12 protein-coding genes are annotated in these 17,739 nt (G+C 71.4%); 5 read left to right on the top strand and 7 right to left on the bottom strand.

Annotated elements, in window-relative coordinates:
* Positions 1–53: 53 nt before the first annotated feature.
* The 7 genes from MTO99_RS00155 to MTO99_RS00125 form a co-directional block, all read right to left on the bottom strand.
* Complete coding sequence (locus MTO99_RS00155; protein WP_243555900.1) at positions 54–998, bottom strand: carbohydrate ABC transporter permease; 945 nt, start codon at positions 996–998, stop codon at positions 54–56.
* Positions 998–1,948, bottom strand: coding sequence for a carbohydrate ABC transporter permease (locus tag MTO99_RS00150; RefSeq protein ID WP_243555898.1), 951 nt, complete (start codon positions 1,946–1,948; stop codon positions 998–1,000). The genes MTO99_RS00155 and MTO99_RS00150 overlap by 1 nt, the downstream gene beginning before the upstream one ends.
* A 116-nt stretch (positions 1,949–2,064) precedes the next feature.
* Positions 2,065–3,396: an ABC transporter substrate-binding protein gene (locus tag MTO99_RS00145; RefSeq protein WP_243555897.1), complete on the bottom strand. Its 1,332-nt coding sequence runs from the start codon at positions 3,394–3,396 to the stop codon at positions 2,065–2,067.
* 172 nt (positions 3,397–3,568) lie between these two features.
* A complete protein-coding gene (locus MTO99_RS00140) occupies positions 3,569–4,594 on the bottom strand; it encodes a LacI family DNA-binding transcriptional regulator (RefSeq protein WP_243555895.1) in 1,026 nt (341 codons plus the stop codon).
* Between the two features lie 55 nt (positions 4,595–4,649).
* Complete coding sequence (locus MTO99_RS00135) at positions 4,650–5,378, bottom strand: phosphatase PAP2 family protein (protein ID WP_243555894.1); 729 nt, start codon at positions 5,376–5,378, stop codon at positions 4,650–4,652.
* 32 nt (positions 5,379–5,410) lie between these two features.
* The gene (locus MTO99_RS00130) at positions 5,411–6,682 is read right to left on the bottom strand and encodes a multidrug effflux MFS transporter (protein WP_243555892.1); all 1,272 of its coding nucleotides are present in this window, start codon (positions 6,680–6,682) and stop codon (positions 5,411–5,413) included.
* A 197-nt stretch (positions 6,683–6,879) separates the two neighbouring features.
* Positions 6,880–8,052 carry an ROK family protein gene (locus tag MTO99_RS00125; protein ID WP_435520776.1) on the bottom strand — a complete coding sequence of 391 codons (1,173 nt, stop codon included), beginning with the start codon at positions 8,050–8,052 and terminating at the stop codon, positions 6,880–6,882.
* A gap of 144 nt (positions 8,053–8,196) precedes the next feature.
* Here MTO99_RS00125 and MTO99_RS00120 point away from each other — a divergent pair, with 144 nt between their 5' ends.
* From MTO99_RS00120 to MTO99_RS00100, 5 genes are all read left to right on the top strand, one after another.
* Positions 8,197–9,519, top strand: a complete 1,323-nt coding sequence (locus tag MTO99_RS00120; RefSeq protein WP_243555890.1) for an extracellular solute-binding protein — start codon at positions 8,197–8,199, stop codon at positions 9,517–9,519.
* A gap of 1 nt (position 9,520) precedes the next feature.
* Entirely contained in the window at positions 9,521–10,507 is a 987-nt protein-coding gene (locus tag MTO99_RS00115) for a carbohydrate ABC transporter permease (RefSeq protein WP_243555888.1), read from the top strand.
* Positions 10,507–11,406, top strand: coding sequence for a carbohydrate ABC transporter permease (locus MTO99_RS00110; protein ID WP_243555886.1), 900 nt, complete (start codon positions 10,507–10,509; stop codon positions 11,404–11,406). Before MTO99_RS00115 ends, MTO99_RS00110 begins: the two co-directional genes overlap by 1 nt.
* Positions 11,407–11,408: 2 nt before the next feature.
* Positions 11,409–13,787 (top strand): beta-xylosidase/alpha-l-arabinosidase, encoded by a 2,379-nt coding sequence (locus MTO99_RS00105; RefSeq protein ID WP_243555884.1) that lies wholly within the window; start codon positions 11,409–11,411, stop codon positions 13,785–13,787.
* A 196-nt stretch (positions 13,788–13,983) separates the two neighbouring features.
* The gene (locus tag MTO99_RS00100; RefSeq protein ID WP_243555882.1) at positions 13,984–17,622 is read left to right on the top strand and encodes an endo-1,4-beta-xylanase; all 3,639 of its coding nucleotides are present in this window, start codon (positions 13,984–13,986) and stop codon (positions 17,620–17,622) included.
* Positions 17,623–17,739 lie beyond the last annotated feature (117 nt).

Here is a 17,739-nt window from a genome sequence, read left to right as displayed (position 1 = left end):
CGGGGATGTCTCGTCGAGGCATCCGTGGATTTCGGAGGAAGCGAGGGCGAGCGCTACTTCACGCTCCCGAGCGTGAGCCCGCCCTGCCAGTACCGCTGCAGGAACAGGAACGACAGCAGCAGCGGCACCACCGAGATGAAGGCGCCCGAGGTGATGAGGTTCCACACCTGCTCGCCGCCGGCGCCGGCGTTCGACAGCGCGAGCCAGCGGTTGAGGCCGACGGTGACCGGCAGCAGGTCGGGGTTGGTGAGCACGGCGAGCGGGAGGAAGAAGTTGTTCCAGGTGCCGACGACGCTCAGCAGCAGCACGGTCACGATCGCGGGCCGCAGCAGCGGCACGACGATGGTGCGGAAGGTGCGCCACTCCCCCGCGCCGTCGATGCGGGCGGCCTCGAGCAGTTCGTCGGGCACCGCGTCCTGCGTGTAGACGCGCATCAGGTAGACGCCGAAGGGGTTGAGCAGGCTCGGCAGGATGACGGCCCACGGGGTGTTGATGAGCCCGTACTGGCTGAGCAGCATGAAGGTGGGGATGACGAGCGCGGTGAGCGGCACCATCACCGAGCCGAGGATCATGCCGAACACCGCGGTGCGGCCCCGGAACCGGTACTTCGCGAACCCGTACCCGGCGAGCACGGCGACGATCGTCGCCCCGAGCCCGGCCGAGAACGCGTACAGGAACGAGTTGCCGAGCCAGCGCCAGTAGATGCCGCCCTGGTGCTCGAACAGGCCGGCGATGTTCGCGAAGAACGCGAGCGGGTCGTCGAACCAGAGCGCGGGGCTCGAGAACAGGCTGCCGGTGCTCTTGGTGGCGGCCACGAACAGCCACCAGATCGGCACGACGAAGTAGATCGCCATGATGACCAGCAGCACGTGCGAGCCGATGCGGCGGCCGCCGGCCGTGCCGGAGCGTCGGGCGCGTTCCTGGCGGCGCAGCGCGCGCGTGTCGGCGACGGTCATGGCCCGGGTGTTCGCGTCGGTCGCGGCGGGGAGGACGGCCATCACTTCAGTCCGTTCTGCTTGCGGGTGAGGAACAGGAACCCGAAGGATCCGAGGAAGACGAGGATGCCGAGCGAGAACGCGATGGTGGCCGCGTAGTTGAACTGGCTGTAACTGAAGGCCAGCGCGAACGCGTACATGTTCGGCGTGTAGTCGGCGGGCAGAGCACCGGATGCCACGCTGCGCAGCACCGTGGGCTCGGTGAAGAACTGCAGCGTGCCGATGAGGGCGAAGGTGATGACCATGATCATCGATGACGAGATCATGGGGATCTTCACCCGGGTCGCGATCTGGAAGCCGTTGGCGCCGTCGATGCGGGCCGCCTCGTAGATCGCCGGGTCGATCGCGCGCAGCGCCGCGTAGATCACGATCATGTAGTAGCCCGACCACTGCCAGGTCACGATGTTGACGAGCGAGAAGAAGATGTTGTCGCTGGAGAGGAAGTTCGGCGCGTCGAGACCGAACAGGTCGAAGATCGTCGACGCCGGCCCGAACCTGGGGCTGTAGAGAAAGCTCCACATGAGCGCGCCGATCACGACCGGGATCGCGTACGGCGCGAAGATCAGCAGGCGCGAGGCCTTCGAGAGCCAGGTCGCGAGGGTGTCGAGCAGCAGTGCGGCGACGCCCGCGACGATGAGCTGCGCCGGGATCATCACGATCGCGTACAGCAGCACGCGGCCCATGCCGCCCAGGAACAGCGGGTCGGTGAAGGCCTTCACGTAATTGTCGACGCCGACGAACTTGGTGCCCGTCGCGAGCGTCGAGCTGAACAGGCTCATGCCGAACGCGTACACGAGCGGGAAGACGAGGAACGCGGCGAACACCACGAGGAACGGGGCGATGAACAGCCAGCCGACGTTCTGCCGGCGCTCGATGCCGCTGCGGCGACGGCGCGGGCCGCCCGCCGGGCGCTGGGGTGCCGACGCGGGCGCGTCGACGGCCTGGGTGGTCATGGGTCTCTCCTGGTGCGGATGTCACGAGCGGATGTCACGAGCGGATGCGCCGTGGCATCCGCCTGGGAACCGATGCGAGGTGGGCCGGCCCGACCTCGCCGGGCCGGCCCATCGGCCTACTTCAGTTCGAAGCCCTGCTCGGTGGCGTAGGTCTCGAGCGTGGCCTGCAGGTCGTCGAGTGCCGTCGAGGCATCCTTCGACCCGTCGACCACCACCGCCGTGACCTCCTGCTGGAGCTGGTCGTACGCGTAGTTCTGGAACGGGCTGAAGGTGAACCCGGCGTAGCCGGCCGCCGCGTCGAGGAACACGTCCTTGTTGATCTGCTGTCCGCCGAAGAACGGGTACTCCAGGTCGCGGAAGTAGTCGGACTCGAGGATCGGCTTCCACAGCGGGAACAGCGCGGCCTGCTCGATGCCGATCTTCCACGCCTCCTCGGTGCCGAAGATCTCCTTGGCGACGACCGCGGCCGCCTCCTTGTCCTTCGCCTGGCTGGTCACCGCGAAGGTCGAGCCGCCCCAGTTGATCTGCACGGGGTTCGACGCGTCCCACTGGGGAACCGGCGCGGCCTGCCACACGGCGCTGTCGTCGGTGCCCTCGAGGCCCTGCAGGTAGCCGGGGCCCCATGCGGCGGCGACGTAGATCGCATAGGTGCCGTCGACGAGCATGGTGTTGTAGTCGGCGGTGAACGCCTCGTCGACCGCGACCAGACCCTGGTCGGCCAGGTCGGCCCAGAAGCTCAGCACGTCCTTCGAGCCCTGGTCGGCGACGTCGATGCCGATCTCGCCCGGGTTCGCGTTGTCGTAGTCGAACGGCACGGAGCCGGCCTGGGCGAAGAGCGCCTGGGTGTAGGCGCGGCCGTTCGGCGGGAAGTCGGCGAGCACGCCGGGGGCGCCCGCATCCTTCAGCGTCTTGGCGGCGGCGGCGAACTCGTCCCATGTGGTGGGCACCGGGATGCCGTACTGGTCGAGGATGTCCTTGCGGTAGAGCATGCCCATGGGGCCGCCGTCGACCGGGATCGCGTAGACCGCGTCGCCGCTCGAGACGTCCTTCCACGCGCCCTCGGTGTAGTCGCCCTGCACGTCGGCGGCACCGTACTCGCTGAGGTCGACGAGCGCGTCGCGGATGGAGAAGCTCGAGAGCACCTCGGCCTCGAGCATGATGACGTCGGGTGCGCCCGAGCCCGACTCGATCGCGGTGGAGAACTTGGTGTACTCGTCGTTGCCCTGGCCGGCGTTGGTCCAGCAGATCTGCACGTCGTCGTGGTTCTGGTTGAACAGGTCGACGACCTCTTCGAACGCGGGGTACCAGGCCCACACGCTGACCTGGGTGGCGTCGGGGTTCACGATCTCGTTGGTGCAGGACTCGGCGGAACCGCCGGCACTGCACCCGGTGAGCGCGGCCGCCGCGACGGCGACGACGCCGGACGCGGCCAGGAGCTTCCTCTTCATGGCTGTGATTCCTCTCGCGGTGTGTGGACACCGTTGTCGCTTGGCGATGGAGTCGGCCCGGCGAGGAGAGGGATGCTCCGCGCTGAGTCGATCGATATACAACGTTGTAGGTAAACGTTGTAGATGACATGATGCACATCGCCGCGGTGAGCTGTCAACCCGTGTCCGCGGTTCAGCGCGTCGCGGCAGCGGGCGGCGCGGATTCGCGCTCCACGATGCGGTAGTCGGCCAGCATCAGGCGAGGCGGCGACGCCTCGCCGTTGCCGGCGATGCGCTCGAGCAGGCTCGCCACGGCGGTGCGCGCGATCCAGTCCTGACCGGGATGCACCGTCGTCAGGCTGGGGATCGAGTACTGCGCCTCGTCCAGATCGTCGTAGCCGATGACCGCGACATCGTCGGGGACGCGCCGCCCGGACTCCTGCAGCACGCGCATCGCACCGAGCGCGAGCGTGTCGTTGAACCCGAACACGGCGTCGAACTCCGCCCCGCGGTCGAGCAGCGCGCGCATCGTCGTCGCGCCGTTCGAGCGGTGCCAGAGCGTCGTGTAGCCGATGATCTCGGGATCGAACGGGATGCCCGCGGCATCGAGCGCCTCGCGGTACCCCTGCATGCGCAGCGCGGCGGACCCCACGAGCTCGCCCTCGTGCGCGCCGACCACGGCGATCCGCCGCCGCCCGCCCGCGATGAGGTACTCGGTCGCGGCGCGCGCCGCCTCGACGTTGCGCATCGTCACGTGGTCGGCCGGGCCGTCGAAGATGCGCTCGCCGAGCACGACCAGCGGGTACGGCACGTCGAGGAACGCGACATCCTCCTGCGACATGCCGAGCGGGCTGAAGATGAGCCCGTCGGTGAGCTTCAGTCGCGGGCTCTTCAGCAGTTCGATCTCGCGGTCGCGGTCGCCGTCGGTCTGCTCGACGAGCACCACGGCGCCCGCATCCTCGGCGGCGGCGATCACCGCCGCGGCGAGCTCGGCGAAGTAGCTGAGCGACAGGTCGGGGATGGCCAGGGCGATCGCGCCGGTGCGGCCCGAGCGCAGGTTGCGCGCCGTGAGATTCGGCGTGTAGCCGAGCTCGACGATCGCGTGCTCGACGCGCTCGCGCGTCTCGGCCCGCACATGCGGATAGTCGTTGATGACGTTCGACACCGTCTTGATCGAGACGCCGGCGAGCCGGGCGACGTCGTGGAGGGTCGCAGCCATGGCCACCTTTCTGGATCGGTTCACCCTACAACGTTGTAACACCCGAGACTCGCGGTCACGAGCGCGCCGAACCGGCCGGGGGCGTCACGTGCGCCTGCGCGCGCTCGGCGTTGCGCCGCGACATCCGTTCGATCCAGGCCAGCCGTTCCCGCTCGAGCGGGCCGGCGAGCACCGCCCACACGAGCAGCGCCGCCCCGGCGCCGACGAGCGCGCCGCCGATCGTGTCGGTCACCCAGTGCACGCCGAGGTAGGTGCGGCTCACCGCCATCAGCGCCGTGTACGCGACGCCGGCCGCCCAGACCCGGGCGCGCGGCGCGATCACCCCGACCACGACCGCGATCGTGGCCGCGTTCGCCACATGCCCGGAGGGGAAGGACCCGAAATCGGAGGTGACCAGCATGTCCTCGGGGCGATCGCGGCCGAACAGCTCCTTCAGCAGTTGCACGATCGCCGCGCTCACCGCCGACGCGACCACGAAGTACAGCGCCGCCCACGGCCGGCCCAGCACCACGAGCAGGATCGCGCCGCCCGCCGGGATGAGGATCACCCCGACGATGCCGCCGCCCAGCCAGTTCATGAACCCGGCGAGCACATCGCCCACGGGGCCGCGGATGGTGAGCACCTCCTCGGCCCACTCCTCGTCGATCGGCATCGGCAGCCCGCCCCCGCGCAGCATGATCAGCGCCCCCAGCCCGAAGGCCAGCGCGATCGCCGTGAGGCCGACGGCGATCGGCACCCGGCGCCGGAAGCGCCGCACGCGCGTCTCGACGGTCTGCCCGGTCATGCCCCCACCGTACCGACCGGGGCGACGCCGGCTCAGTCGCCGAGCGGGGGAACGGTGCGCGGCCGCACGAGCGTCCACAGCGCGGCGATCGCGACGAGGCTGGCGAGCACCTGCACGAACGCCATCGGCACCGCGCTGCCCACACCGAGCATCCCGATGAACGGCGAGATGAGCCCGGCGAGTCCGAAGTTCAGCGCGCCGAGCAGCGACGCGGCGGTGCCGGCCTCGGCGCCGTGGTTCGCGAGCGCCAGGATCTGCACCGCCGGGAACGAGAACCCGCACGCCGTGATGTAGACGAACAGCGGCACGGCGGTGCCCCAGAACCCGGCCCCCGCCGAGTCGAGCGCCATGATCGTGAGCGCCATCGCGAGGTGCACCGCCGTCGTGACGGCGAGGATCCACTGGGGTCCGATCCGGCCGCGCATGAGCCGAGAGCTCGTCTGCACGCCGATGATGATGCCGACCGAGTTCACGCCGAACAGCACGCCGTACTGCTGCGGCGTGAACGCGTACACCTCCTGGAACAGGAACGACGACGTCGAGAGGTAGCCGAACAGACCGGTGAAGGTCATGCCGCCGGCGATCGCGGCGCCGAGGTACACCCGGTCGCGGAACAGGGCGCGGTAGCGCTGCCCGATCGTCGAGTGCCCCGCCGCTCGGCGCCGCTCGACCGGCAGCGTCTCGCGGATCGAGAACCCGACCGCCAGCACCACGAACAGGCCGTAGCACGCGAGCACCCAGAACACGCCGCGCCAGTCCATGACCGCCAGCAGCTGCGAGCCGATCACGGGCGCGAGCACCGGCGCGAGGCCGTTGACCAGGGCGAGCCGCGAGAGCATCTTCACGAGCGGCTTGCCGCCGAACAGGTCGCGCACCATCGCCATCGCGACCACGCCGCCCGCCGCCGCGCCGAAGCCCTGCAGCAGGCGGAACACGCTGAGCCACACGATGTCGGGCGCGAGGGCCGCCGCCACCGACGCGGCGATGTGCAGCCCCGTCGCGAGCAGCAGCGGCAGCCGTCGGCCGACCTTGTCGCTCCACGGCCCGACGATGAGCTGACCGAAGCCGAACCCGACCATGGTGCCGGTGAGGGTGATCTGCACGGCCGCCGGCCCGACGCCGAACTCCTGCTGCAGCACCGGGAACGCCGGCAGGTAGAGGTCGACGGTGAAGGGGCCGAGCGCGGTGAGCGCGCCGAGCACGAGCACGTAGACGAGCCGCTGCCGGGCGGAGAGCCGGTCGCCCGGGTGGGTCGGCGCGCGCAGGTCGTCGGGTCGGATGATGGGGATGGATGCGGTCGACATGGTTCCTGGCGGGCGTGGCGGCGGACGGGGCGTGGAGCGAGCGTCGCGCGACGCGCATCCTCGGGCGTCGTGACGGTGGCGGCCGGGCCGCCACGGGAATCGCGAGGCGGCGGCGACGCCGCCTCGAATCGATTCGAGTACTCGGCGAGTCTAGCGGCAGCCGACGGGGCGTTCGCAACCCATCGGATGCCGCGGCGTCAGTCGCCCGGCCCGATCGGGTCGCGCAGCAGATCGGCGAAAGCGGCCTCGGCGGCGCCGATCAGCAGGCGGTCCTCGCCGAGCGCGGCCACCCGGATCTCGAGGCCCTCCGCGGCGGCCGGCATCGTCTGGGCGACGACGGCCTCGTGCAGGGCGTCGGGATCGCTCGCGGCCACCGTGGCGAGGAATCCGCCGAGCACCACCAGCGACGGGTTCAGCACGTTCACCGCGTTCGCGAGCGCGGTCGAGAGGATGCGTCGCTGGCGCGCGAGCTCGGCGCCGACCTCGACGTCGTCGCTCGCGGCGAGGACCGCGGCGAGCGTGGGCTCGTCGGCGTGGGCCAGCCCGGCGACCGCGAGCAGCCGCGCGCGGCTCACCTCGGCCTCGAGCACCCCGGCCGGCGCCGTGCGGTCGTCGGGGTCGGCGATGCCGGGGCGGTTCCAGCCGAACTCGCCCGCGTACCCGCCGGCGCCGCCGACCGGGAGCCCGTGCACGATGAGCCCGCCGCCGATGCCGCTCGCACCGCCGTTCAGGTACACGATGTGATCCACGCCGCGGCCGGCGCCGAAGAGGTGCTCGGCGGTGACGCCGAACGTGGCGTCGTTGCCGACCACCGCGGGCAGCCCGGTCGCCTGCTCGACGAGCGCGGGCAGCGGGACGTCGCGCCAGTCGAGGTGCGGCGCGAACCGCACCATCCCGTCGTCGGCGCGCACGAGCCCCGGCACCGCGAGACCGACCGCGACGAACCGGGCCCCGGGCAGCTCGGCCGACCTCCAGCGTGCGATCGCGTCGGCGACCAGGGCGGCCGTCTCGTCGGGGGTGACGATGCGATCGACCTCGACGCGCTCGCGCACGGGGATGCGGCCGTCGAGACCGACCGCGGCGATCGTGACGGCATCGAGCTCGGGGTTGACCGCCACGGCGAGCACGTCGGGCGACGGCGCGACGACGGGCGACGGGCGGCCGACCCGATTCGTCGGATCGGGCGCGCGCTCGATCGTGAGACCGAGGTCGGCGAGCTCGGCGGCGAGGGCCGCGACGGTCGATCGGTTGAGCCCGGTCATGGCGGTCAGCCGGGCGCGCGACAGCGGCCCTTCGAGATGCACGAGGGTGAGGAGTTTCGAGAGATTCCGACGGTGGACGCCGTCGAAAGTTCCGCTCCGTTCGATCACCCGTTCACTCTAGGCAGTCGCGCGGGACCGCGCGCACGGGACGCGCCGAATTTGTTGCGCTTGACTCGATATCCGCCGCGACGTATATTCGAGGCGTCCAGATCACTTTCGGCACAACACCCGAAAATTTCGAGAGGTTCAAAGATGAACAGACGCAGCACCAAGCTCGTCGCACTGGGGGCGACCGCGGGACTCGCGGCGCTCGCGCTCGCCGGCTGTGCGCCTGCGGGCGACGGCGCAGACGGCTCCGGCGACACCACCACCATCACCTGGTGGCACAACGGCACCGGCGAGCCGCTGAACTCCTTCTGGGAGGACGTCGCGAGCGAGTTCGAGGCCGACCACCCCGGCGTCAACGTCGAGGTCGAGGCCTTCCAGAGCGAAGACCTCCAGCGCACCCTCATCCCGAACGCCCTGCAGGCCGGCGGCGACGCCGCACCCGACCTCTTCATGGTCTGGGCCGAGGGCGAGATCAAGGCCCAGGTCGAGGCCGGGTACCTCAAGGACCTGAGCGGCCTGACCGACGTCGTCGACAGCGTCGGCGGCGCCGGCACCGGCTGGAACGTCGACGGCAAGCAGTACGGCATCCCGTTCCGCTACGGCATCGAAGGCATCTGGTACAACGCCGACCTGTTCGAGCAGGCCGGCATCACCGAGACCCCGGCCACGTTCACCGAGTACAGCGACGCCATCAACAAGCTCGCCGCCGCGGGCGTCTCGCCGATCGGCGTCGGCGCCGGCGACGGCTGGCCGGCTGCTCACTGGTGGTACCAGTTCGCCATCAAGACGTGCTCGCCCGAGTCGCTCGACAAGGCCGCCGACACCCTCGAGTTCGACGACCCCTGCTTCGTCGAGGCCGGCGAGAACCTGAAGGCGTGGATGGACGAGTTCGACGGCGACCTGCCGTTCCAGTCGAACCCGACCAGCACCCCGGCGCAGAGCGTGCCGAACAGCTCGGCGGGCCTGCTCGCCTCGCAGACCACCGCCATGGAGCTCATGGGCACCTGGCACCGCGGTGAGGTCGCCAAGCTCGTTCCCGGCGCCCCGGCCGACAACCCGCCGGCGCCCGAGTGGCTCTCCTGGATGCCCGTCCCCGACATCGAGGGTGCTTCGGGTGCCCCCGGCGCCGCGCTCGGTTCGGGTGACGCGTGGGGTGTCTACGTCGACGCTCCCGACGAGACGCTCGACCTGCTGGAGTACGTCATGAGCGAAGACGTGCAGACGCGTTTCGCGGCGCTCGGTGAGATCCCGACGGTCGCGGGTGCCGAGGCCGGCATCACCGACCCGGTGCTCAAGCAGATCGCCGACGGCACGCAGAACGCCGCGCTCGTCGTGACCTGGCTGGACACGCAGTACGGCCCCGTCATCGGTCAGGCGATGAACGACGCCATCGTGAACCTCATGTTCGGCGACGGCACGCCCGAGTCGGTCCCCGAAGCGATGAACGCAGCGGCGGCCACGCTCTAGCATGACCGCTCTCAACACGGCCGGGCCCGCGGTGACCGCGGGCCCGGCCCCCTCACGCAACACGAAGCACTCCGCACGGCGCAAGGCGCGCAGGTGGGGCGAGATCTCGCTCTTCGCCGGCCCCGCCGTGCTGGTCTACCTGCTCTTCGTCCTGCTGCCGGTGATCCTGGCCGCCTTCTACAGCTTCTTCAACTGGAACGGACTCGGCCCGCTCGACCGTTTCATCGGGCTCGACAACTACACCCGACTCCTCTCCGACCCGGTGTTCCACCGCTCGGTGTTCAACAACTTCTTCATCATCGTGATGTCCCTGATCATTCAGGGGCCCCTCGCGATCCTCGTCGCGCTGCTCATGAACCGGCCCCTGCGCTTCCGCGGGCTGCTGCGCGCGCTCATCTTCGTTCCGTACGTCCTCAGCGAGGTGACGGCCGGTCTGGCCTGGCAGATCCTGCTGCAGTCGGTGCCGCCGAACCGCTGGGGTCCGTTCGACACGCTCCTGCGCTCCATCGGCGTCGAGAACCCGCCCGCGTGGCTGGCCGATCAGGACGTCGTGATGTGGACGATGTTCGGCATCCTGACCTGGAAGTACCTCGGCCTCGCGATCATCCTCATGCTCGCCGGTCTCTCGGGCGTGCCCGAGGAGCTCTACGAGGCCGCCGCCCTCGACGGCGCCGGCTGGTGGAAGACGCAGTGGTACATCACCGTGCCGCTGCTCGGCCCGACCATCCGCATCTGGGCGTTCCTGTCGATCATCGGTGCGTTGCAACTCTTCGACATGGTCTGGATCGTCACCGGAGGCGGGCCGCTCAACGCCTCGTCCACCATGGCGGTCTACATGGTCAAGAACGGCCTCAACGTCAGCCAGATCGGCTTCGGCAGCGCCGTCGCCGTCGTCCTGTTCCTCATCTCCCTCGTCATCGCCCTCGTGTACCAGCGCTTCGCGCTGCGCCGCGATCTCGCGGGAGCCATCACCGGAGGGGTGCGCTGATGACCGCCACGACCGCCATCACCACCCGCGGAGCCAAGGCGGCTGCGCCGCGACGCCGCGCGGGTCAGGGCTTCGACTGGGGCCAGCCGATCGTGTACCTCGTCGCGCTGGCGGTTGCCGCCATCGCGGTGGGGCCCGTGCTCTACGTCTTCATCTCGGGCTTCCGCACGAACCCCGACTTCTTCACGAACCCGGCGGGCATGCCCGACCCGTGGACGGCCGACAACTACGTACGGGTGCTGACCAACCCGACGTTCTGGAACCAGGTGCTCGCGAGCACCGTGACGGCGCTCGGCACGACCCTCGGGGTGATGCTGTTCGGCGTCATGGCCGCGTTCGTGATCGCACGCTACGACTTCAAGGGTCGCCAGCTCCTCTACGCCATGTTCACGACGGGGCTGCTGTTCCCGCTCACGATCTCGATCCTCCCGCTGACCGTGCTGCTGCGGCAGCTGAACCTGTTCGGCAGCTGGTGGGGGCTCATCATCCCCCAGGTGGCGTTCGCGCTGCCGACGACGATCATCATCCTCGTTCCCTTCCTGCGCGCCATCCCCGGCGAGCTCGAGGACGCGGCGATGGTCGACGGCACGAGCCGCATCGGGTTCTTCTGGCGCATCATGGTGCCGCTCTCGATGCCGGCCCTCATGACCGTCGGCGTGCTCGCGTTCGTGGGCAGCTGGAACGCCTACCTCCTGCCGCTCTTCGTGCTGCAGGCGGGCGGCGCGGGATCCGACAGCTACACGCTGCCGCTCGGCGTGCAGTTCTTCTCGACCGCGAACGGACAGGACACGACCGGTGTGCTCTCGTACACCGCGCTCGCGATGCTGCCCGCGATCCTGTTCTTCACGCTCGCCGAGAAGCGCATCGTCGGCGGCCTGCAGGGAGCGGTGAAGGGATGACCATGGAACACCGCCCGTGGCACGACACCTCGCTGCCCGCGGCCGACCGCGTGGAGGCGCTCATCGACGCGCTCACGCTCGACGAGAAGCTCGCCCAGCTCTACGGCGTCTGGGTCGGCGCATCCGCCGACGGCGGCGACGTCGCCCCGAACCAGCACGAGATGATCGGCGACGTCGATCTCGACGCACTGCTGCCGAACGGGCTCGGCCAGCTCACCCGTCCCTTCGGGACGGCGCCGGTCGACCCCGGCGTCGGCGCGCTCTCGCTCGCCCGCACGCAGCGTCGCATCGTGGAGGAGCACCGGCTCGGCATTCCGGCGCTCGCCCACGAGGAGTGCCTCGCGGGCTTCGCCGCGTGGGGCGCGACCGCGTACCCGGTTCCGCTCAGCTGGGCGGCGACGTTCGACCCCGAGCTCATCGAGCGGATGTCCCGCCGGATCGGCGACGACCTGCGACGCGTCGGCATCCACCAGGGGCTCGCCCCGGTGCTCGACGTCGTGCGCGACGCACGCTGGGGCCGGGTCGAGGAGACGATGGGTGAAGACCCGTACCTCATCGGCACCGTGGGCGCCGCGTACGTGCGCGGACTCGAGTCCGCCGGCATCGTCGCGACGCTGAAGCACTTCGTGGGCTACTCGGCGTCCAAGGCGGGCCGCAACCTCGCGCCCGTGTCCGTCGGCCCGCGCGAGCTCGCCGACGTGCTGCTGCCGCCGTTCGAGATGGTGCTCCGCGAGGGGCGTCCGCGCTCGGTGATGAACGCGTACACCGACATCGACGGCGTGCCCACGGCCGCCGACGCCGCGCTGCTGACCGACCTGCTCCGCGGCGTGTGGGGCTTCGAGGGCACCGTGGTCGCCGACTACTTCGCGGTCGCGTTCCTGCAGACGCTGCACGGCACGGCGGGTTCGCTCGCCGAGGCCGCGGCGGCGGCGCTCGAGGCCGGCATCGACGTCGAACTGCCGACCGTGCACGCCTTCGGCGCTCCGCTGCGCGAGGCGATCGCCGACGGCCGGCTCGACGTGGCGGTCATCGACCGGGCGCTGCGCCGGGTGCTCGCGCAGAAGCTCGAGCTCGGCCTGCTCGACGCCGACTGGGACGCCACGCCCGCAGCGCTGCGCGACCTCGCCGACGACATCGACGCCGTGCGCGGCACCATCGACCTCGACCCGCCGGCCAACCGGGCGCTGGCGGCCGAGATCGCCGAGCGGGCGATCGTGCTGCTGCACAACGACGGCACCCTGCCGCTCGCCTCGGGCGATCGCACCGCTCCGGCGCGCATCGCCGTGGTCGGTCCGACCGCGGACGACCGGTTCGCCGTGCTCGGGTGCTACGCGTTCCCGACGCACGTCGGCGTGCACCACCCCGAGTCCGGCGACGGCATCGACCTGCCCACGCTGCTCGAGTCGGTCCGCGCCGAGTTCCCCGACGCGGAGGTGACGTACGTCACGGGCACCTCGATCGACGGCGGCGAGACCGACGGCTTCGCCGACGCGGTGGCTGCGGCATCCGCCGCCGACGTCGTGGTGCTCGCCCTGGGCGACCGCGCCGGCCTGTTCGGCCGCGGCACCAGCGGCGAGGGCTGCGACGCGGAGTCGCTCGCGCTCCCGGGCGCGCAGGGCGCCCTGCTCGAGGCCGTGCTCGACGCCGGCACGCCGACGGTCGTCACGCTGCTCGCGGGCCGGCCCTACACGCTCGGCACCGCGCCCGAGCGTGCGGCGGGCATCCTCGAGGCGTTCTTCACCGGCGAGGAGGGCACGCGTGCCCTCGCGGGCATCCTGAGCGGCCGGGTCGCACCGAGCGGGCGCCTGCCCGTGTCGGTGCCCGCATCGGCCGGCGTGCACCCGTCGACGTACCTCGCCTCGCCGCTCGCCCAGCGCAGCGGCGTCTCGAGCATCGACCCGACGGCCCGATACCCGTTCGGCCACGGCCTCACCTACACGAGTTTCGCCTGGGGCGAGGTGGCCGGCGATGCCGCCGCCGTCCCGACCGACGGCGAGGTCTCGGTGCGGGTGCGGGTCGCGAACACCGGCGACCGCGAAGGCATCGAGGTCGTGCAGCTGTACCTGCACGACCCGGTGGCCAGCGTCGTGCGCCCCGTGCAACGCCTCATCGGCTACGCGCGGGTCGCCCTCGCCGCCGGCGAAGCGGCGGACGTGCGGTTCACCGTGCCCGCCGACCTCGCGTCGTTCACCGGCCGCGACGGCACGCGCATCGTCGAGCCCGGCGAACTGGTGCTCGGCCTCGGCCGGTCCAGCGCCGACCTGGTCGGCACGCACCGCGTCGAGCTCACCGGCCCGGTGCGCCGCGTCGACCACACCCGGCGCCTGCACCCCGAGGTGGCCGTCGAACGGCATTCGCTCGAGGCATCCGTCACCGCCTGACCCCCCGACCGCCGGCCGACGGCGCGCCCCCATCCCCCAGCCGTCGGCCGGCATCCGATCCACCCGCACCACCTGCACGAGAGGAGCACCGCACCCCCACCCCGGCGGTCCCGACCGCAGCGCACCGCACCACCACGCACCGAATCCAGGGCGTCGACCCCCGACGCCCGCTTCACGCGCGAAGGAGCGCATCATCATGCAACGACGCACGATACGACGGGCACTCGGGCTCGCCACCGCCGCGGCGGTCGCGGGCGCAGGCGCCCTGATCGGAGTCGCGCCGGCCGGCGCGGCACCCACGACCGTGAACGCGGTCGACTTCGAAGACGGGACGACCGGCGGCTGGACCCAGTCCGGCGGCGGCGCAGGTCTGCTCGAGGTCGTCGACGGCCCCGACGGCGGCAAAGTGCTGCGCGTGAACGACCGCGCAGCCGACTACGAGGGCATCCAGAGCCCGCTCGGCCTGTTCGAGCCCGGCAAGACGTACGACTTCTCGATGCGGGTGCGGCTCGCCGACGGCGTCGCCGGCTCCCCCGGAGTCCGATTCGTGCTGAAGCCCGCGTACACCTGGATCGGCAACACGACCGTGAGCGCCGACGCCTGGACGACGGTGCACGACACGCTGACCATCCCCGCCGGTGCCGACCCCGAGGCGCTGCAGCTCTACATCGGCACCGGCGACCTGTCGCCCGTCGCCCCCTACAGCTACCTCGTCGACGACATCGCGATCACGACCGAGGCCGCGCCCGAGGGCCCCGGCACCGACGTGCTGGCGACCGACTTCGAATCCGGCCTCGACGGCTGGGGCCTGCGCGGCGGCAGCGGTTCGACGCCCGCCGTGGTGCAGCTCACCGGCCCCGGCCACGAGAGCGACCAGGCGGCGCTCGTCACCGGCCGCGCGAGCCAGGGCGACGGACTCGGCCACGACGTGACCGGCCTGCTCGACCCGAGCACGACGTACGAGCTGAGCGCGTGGGTGCGGTTCGCCGACGGCCAGCCGGTGGACGACGTGTGGCTGAGCCGTGCGAACACCGTCGAGGGTGCGACCACCTTCTCGACCCTCGCGCAGTTCGACGGCGTCACCAACAGCGGCTGGACGCAGGTCACCGCGCGCTTCCAGGGTTCCGCGGCCGAGGCGTCGCAGATCTACTTCGAGACCCGCTGGTCGAGCGCCGACCCGGTCGGCAACACGAGCGACCTGCTCGTCGACGACATCTCGCTGGTCGCCCCCGGCGCGCCCACGATCGAGGACCTCACCCCGATCAAGGACACCGTCGACTTCCCCGTCGGCGTGGCCATCGACAGCCGCGAGACCGCCGGCGCCGCCTCCGAACTGCTGCTGAAGCACTTCGACCGGGTGACCCCCGAGAACTTCATGAAGCCCGAGGCCTGGTACGACGCGGAGGGGAACTTCCGCACCGTGAACGCCGAGTCCGACGCGCTCATGGACTTCGCGCAGGCGAACGACCTGAAGGTCTACGGGCACGTCCTCGTCTGGCACAGCCAGACTCCGGCCTGGTTCTTCCAGGACGGCTCGGGCCAGCCCCTGGCGGCCGACGACGCCGGCAAGGCGGTGCTGCGCGAACGCCTGCGCACCCACATCTTCGATGTCGCCGGATACCTGGCCGGCAAGTACGGTGAGTTCGGCAGCGACACGAACCCGCTCGCGGCGATCGACGTCGTGAACGAGGTGGTCTCCGACGGCGGCGAGTACGCCGACGGGCTGCGCCGCAGCGAGTGGTTCCGGATCCTCGGCGAGGACTTCATCGACCTCGCGTTCGAGTACGCCGACGAGGCCTTCAACGGCGAGTTCGCCGCCGAGGGCGCCGACCGCCCGGTGACGCTGTTCATCAACGACTACAACACCGAGCAGGGCGGCAAGCAGGTGCGCTACCACGCGCTGGTCGAGCGGCTGCTCGCGCGCGGCGTGCCCGTCGACGGCGTCGGCCACCAGTTCCACGTGAGCCTGGCCATGCCGGTCTCGGCGCTCGAGCAGGCGATCGTCGCGTTCGAGGACCTGCCGGTGACCCAGGCGGTCACGGAGTTCGACGTCACCACGGGCACGCCCGTGACGACGGCGAAGCTCATCGACCAGGGGTACTACTACCGCGATGCGTTCCGGGTGTTCCGCGCGCACACCGACGACCTGTTCTCGGTCACGATGTGGGGGCTCACCGACGGCCGGAGCTGGCGCAACAGCTCGGGCGCGCCGCTCGTGTTCGACGACTCGCTGAAGGCCAAGCCCGCCTACTACGGCATCGTCGACGGCGAGCTCGCCCCGCGCGCCCGCACGGCGAACGTCTTCCAGGGCGACGTGGCGCTCGACGGCCAGGCGACCGCCTCGCCCGAGTGGGCGCACCTGCCCCTGATCGACGTCGAGGGCGACGCGCGGTTCCAGCTCCGCTGGGAGGCCGACCACCTCACGGTGTTCGCCTCGGTCGACGACGCGAGCTCCGAGGCATCCGACGCCGTCGCCTTCACGATCGGCGACCGCACCTGGTCGGTCGACCGCACCGGCGCCGGCGACGTCCCGGCCGTCGCGGTCGAGCGCACCGGCGGGTACGACCTCGTCGCCCACCTGCCGCTCGACGCCGCCGCCCTGGGCGACACCCTCGGGTTCGACCTGGGCGTCACCGACGGCGCCGGCGACGGATTCGGCACGATCGCGTGGAACTCGCCCGGCGAGCTCGGCACGCTCACGCTCGTGGAGCCGGTCTCGTACGTCGACGTGGTGCGCACCGCGGACGCGCCCGTCGTCGACGGCGCGGTCGACGAGGCGTGGGCCGACGCCGACCCTGTGACCACCGAGAAGCAGGTGCAGGGCACCGACGGCGCGATCGCCACGGTGCGCACGCTGTGGAAGGGCGAGACGCTGTACGTGCTCGCCGAGGTCGCCGACCCGATCGTGGACGTCACGGGCAGCGACCCGTGGATCCAGGACTCGGTCGAGATCTACGTCGACCCGGGCAACGCGAAGAACGGCTCGTACCGGTACGACGACACGCAGATCCGCATCAGCGCGGCGAACGCGGTGTCCTTCGGCACCGGCGACGAGGCGTTCCAGCGGGCGCGCGTGACGTCCGCGACGGCCGAGGTCGACGGCGGGTACGTCGTCGAGGCCGCGATCCAGCTCGGCGACTACGCGGGCCTCGGCACCGTGCACGGCCTGGACTTCCAGGTGAACGACGCCTCGAACGGCGCCCGCACGGCGATCCGCAACTGGGCCGACCCCACCGGGGCCGGGTACCAGTCGACGGCGCGCTGGGGTGTCGGCGGCTTCGTGGCGGCCGACGACGAGCCCGGTGAGCCGGGCGAGCCCGACGGGCCGACGGTGTCGCTCGGCGCCACGTCGGTGCCCGCCGGCGGCACGGTCGAGCTCGAGCTCAGCGGCTTCGCGCCCGACACCGAGGTGTCGCTCGTGCTGCAGAACCCGACGGTCGAGCCGGTGGCGTTCGCCGCGCTCCTCGCGGCTCCGGTGGCGGCTCCGCTCGCCGAGGTCGCGCTGCTGGCCGCCCCGGTGGCGCTCGACTCGGTGACCACGGATGCCACGGGGTCGGCGCAGCTCGTCGCCACGATCCCCGCGTCGGTGACGCCGGGCTCGTACGAGCTCGCCGCCGTCGTCGACGGTGCGACGCTCGCGACGGCGGCGCTCGACGTCACCGCGGCGGCCGACCCCGGGACGGGTGCCGGCGACGGCACCGGTTCCGGTTCCGGCACGGCCGGCGCGGGGGGCCTCGCCTCGACCGGTGTCGAGGTCGGCCTCTGGCTGCTGCTCGTCGCCGGGCTCGGCACGGCCGGCGGGCTGCTGGTGATGCGGCGGCGCCGCACGGCCTGATCCGTCGGCACGGCGAACGACCGGGCCCCGGCTCCCGCATCGGCGGGGGCCGGGGCCCGGTCTCGTGCCCGGTGCGTGCCGCGGCTCGGTGCCCGGTGCGTATCGCGGCCCGGTGCC

This window comes from Agromyces larvae (assembly GCF_022811705.1).
Classification (GTDB): Bacteria; Actinomycetota; Actinomycetes; order Actinomycetales; family Microbacteriaceae; genus Agromyces; species Agromyces larvae.
The sequence above is the reverse complement of the archived record's forward strand: the minus strand, read 5'-3'. Positions and strand labels throughout refer to the sequence as shown.

Bases quoted from the DNA above. Each gene is read 5' to 3' on its own strand.
- MTO99_RS00120 (WP_243555890.1), top strand. From the start codon at position 8,197: ATGAACAGACGCAGCACCAAGCTCGTCGCACTGGGGGCGACCGCGGGA.
- MTO99_RS00115 (WP_243555888.1), top strand. From the start codon at position 9,521: ATGACCGCTCTCAACACGGCCGGGCCCGCGGTGACCGCGGGCCCGGCC.
- MTO99_RS00140 (WP_243555895.1), bottom strand. From the start codon at position 4,594: ATGGCTGCGACCCTCCACGACGTCGCCCGGCTCGCCGGCGTCTCGATC.
- MTO99_RS00135 (WP_243555894.1), bottom strand. From the start codon at position 5,378: ATGACCGGGCAGACCGTCGAGACGCGCGTGCGGCGCTTCCGGCGCCGG.
- MTO99_RS00100 (WP_243555882.1), top strand. From the start codon at position 13,984: ATGCAACGACGCACGATACGACGGGCACTCGGGCTCGCCACCGCCGCG.
- MTO99_RS00105 (WP_243555884.1), top strand. From the start codon at position 11,409: ATGGAACACCGCCCGTGGCACGACACCTCGCTGCCCGCGGCCGACCGC.
- MTO99_RS00145 (WP_243555897.1), bottom strand. From the start codon at position 3,396: ATGAAGAGGAAGCTCCTGGCCGCGTCCGGCGTCGTCGCCGTCGCGGCG.
- MTO99_RS00155 (WP_243555900.1), bottom strand. From the start codon at position 998: ATGGCCGTCCTCCCCGCCGCGACCGACGCGAACACCCGGGCCATGACC.
- MTO99_RS00130 (WP_243555892.1), bottom strand. From the start codon at position 6,682: ATGTCGACCGCATCCATCCCCATCATCCGACCCGACGACCTGCGCGCG.
- MTO99_RS00110 (WP_243555886.1), top strand. From the start codon at position 10,507: ATGACCGCCACGACCGCCATCACCACCCGCGGAGCCAAGGCGGCTGCG.
- MTO99_RS00150 (WP_243555898.1), bottom strand. From the start codon at position 1,948: ATGACCACCCAGGCCGTCGACGCGCCCGCGTCGGCACCCCAGCGCCCG.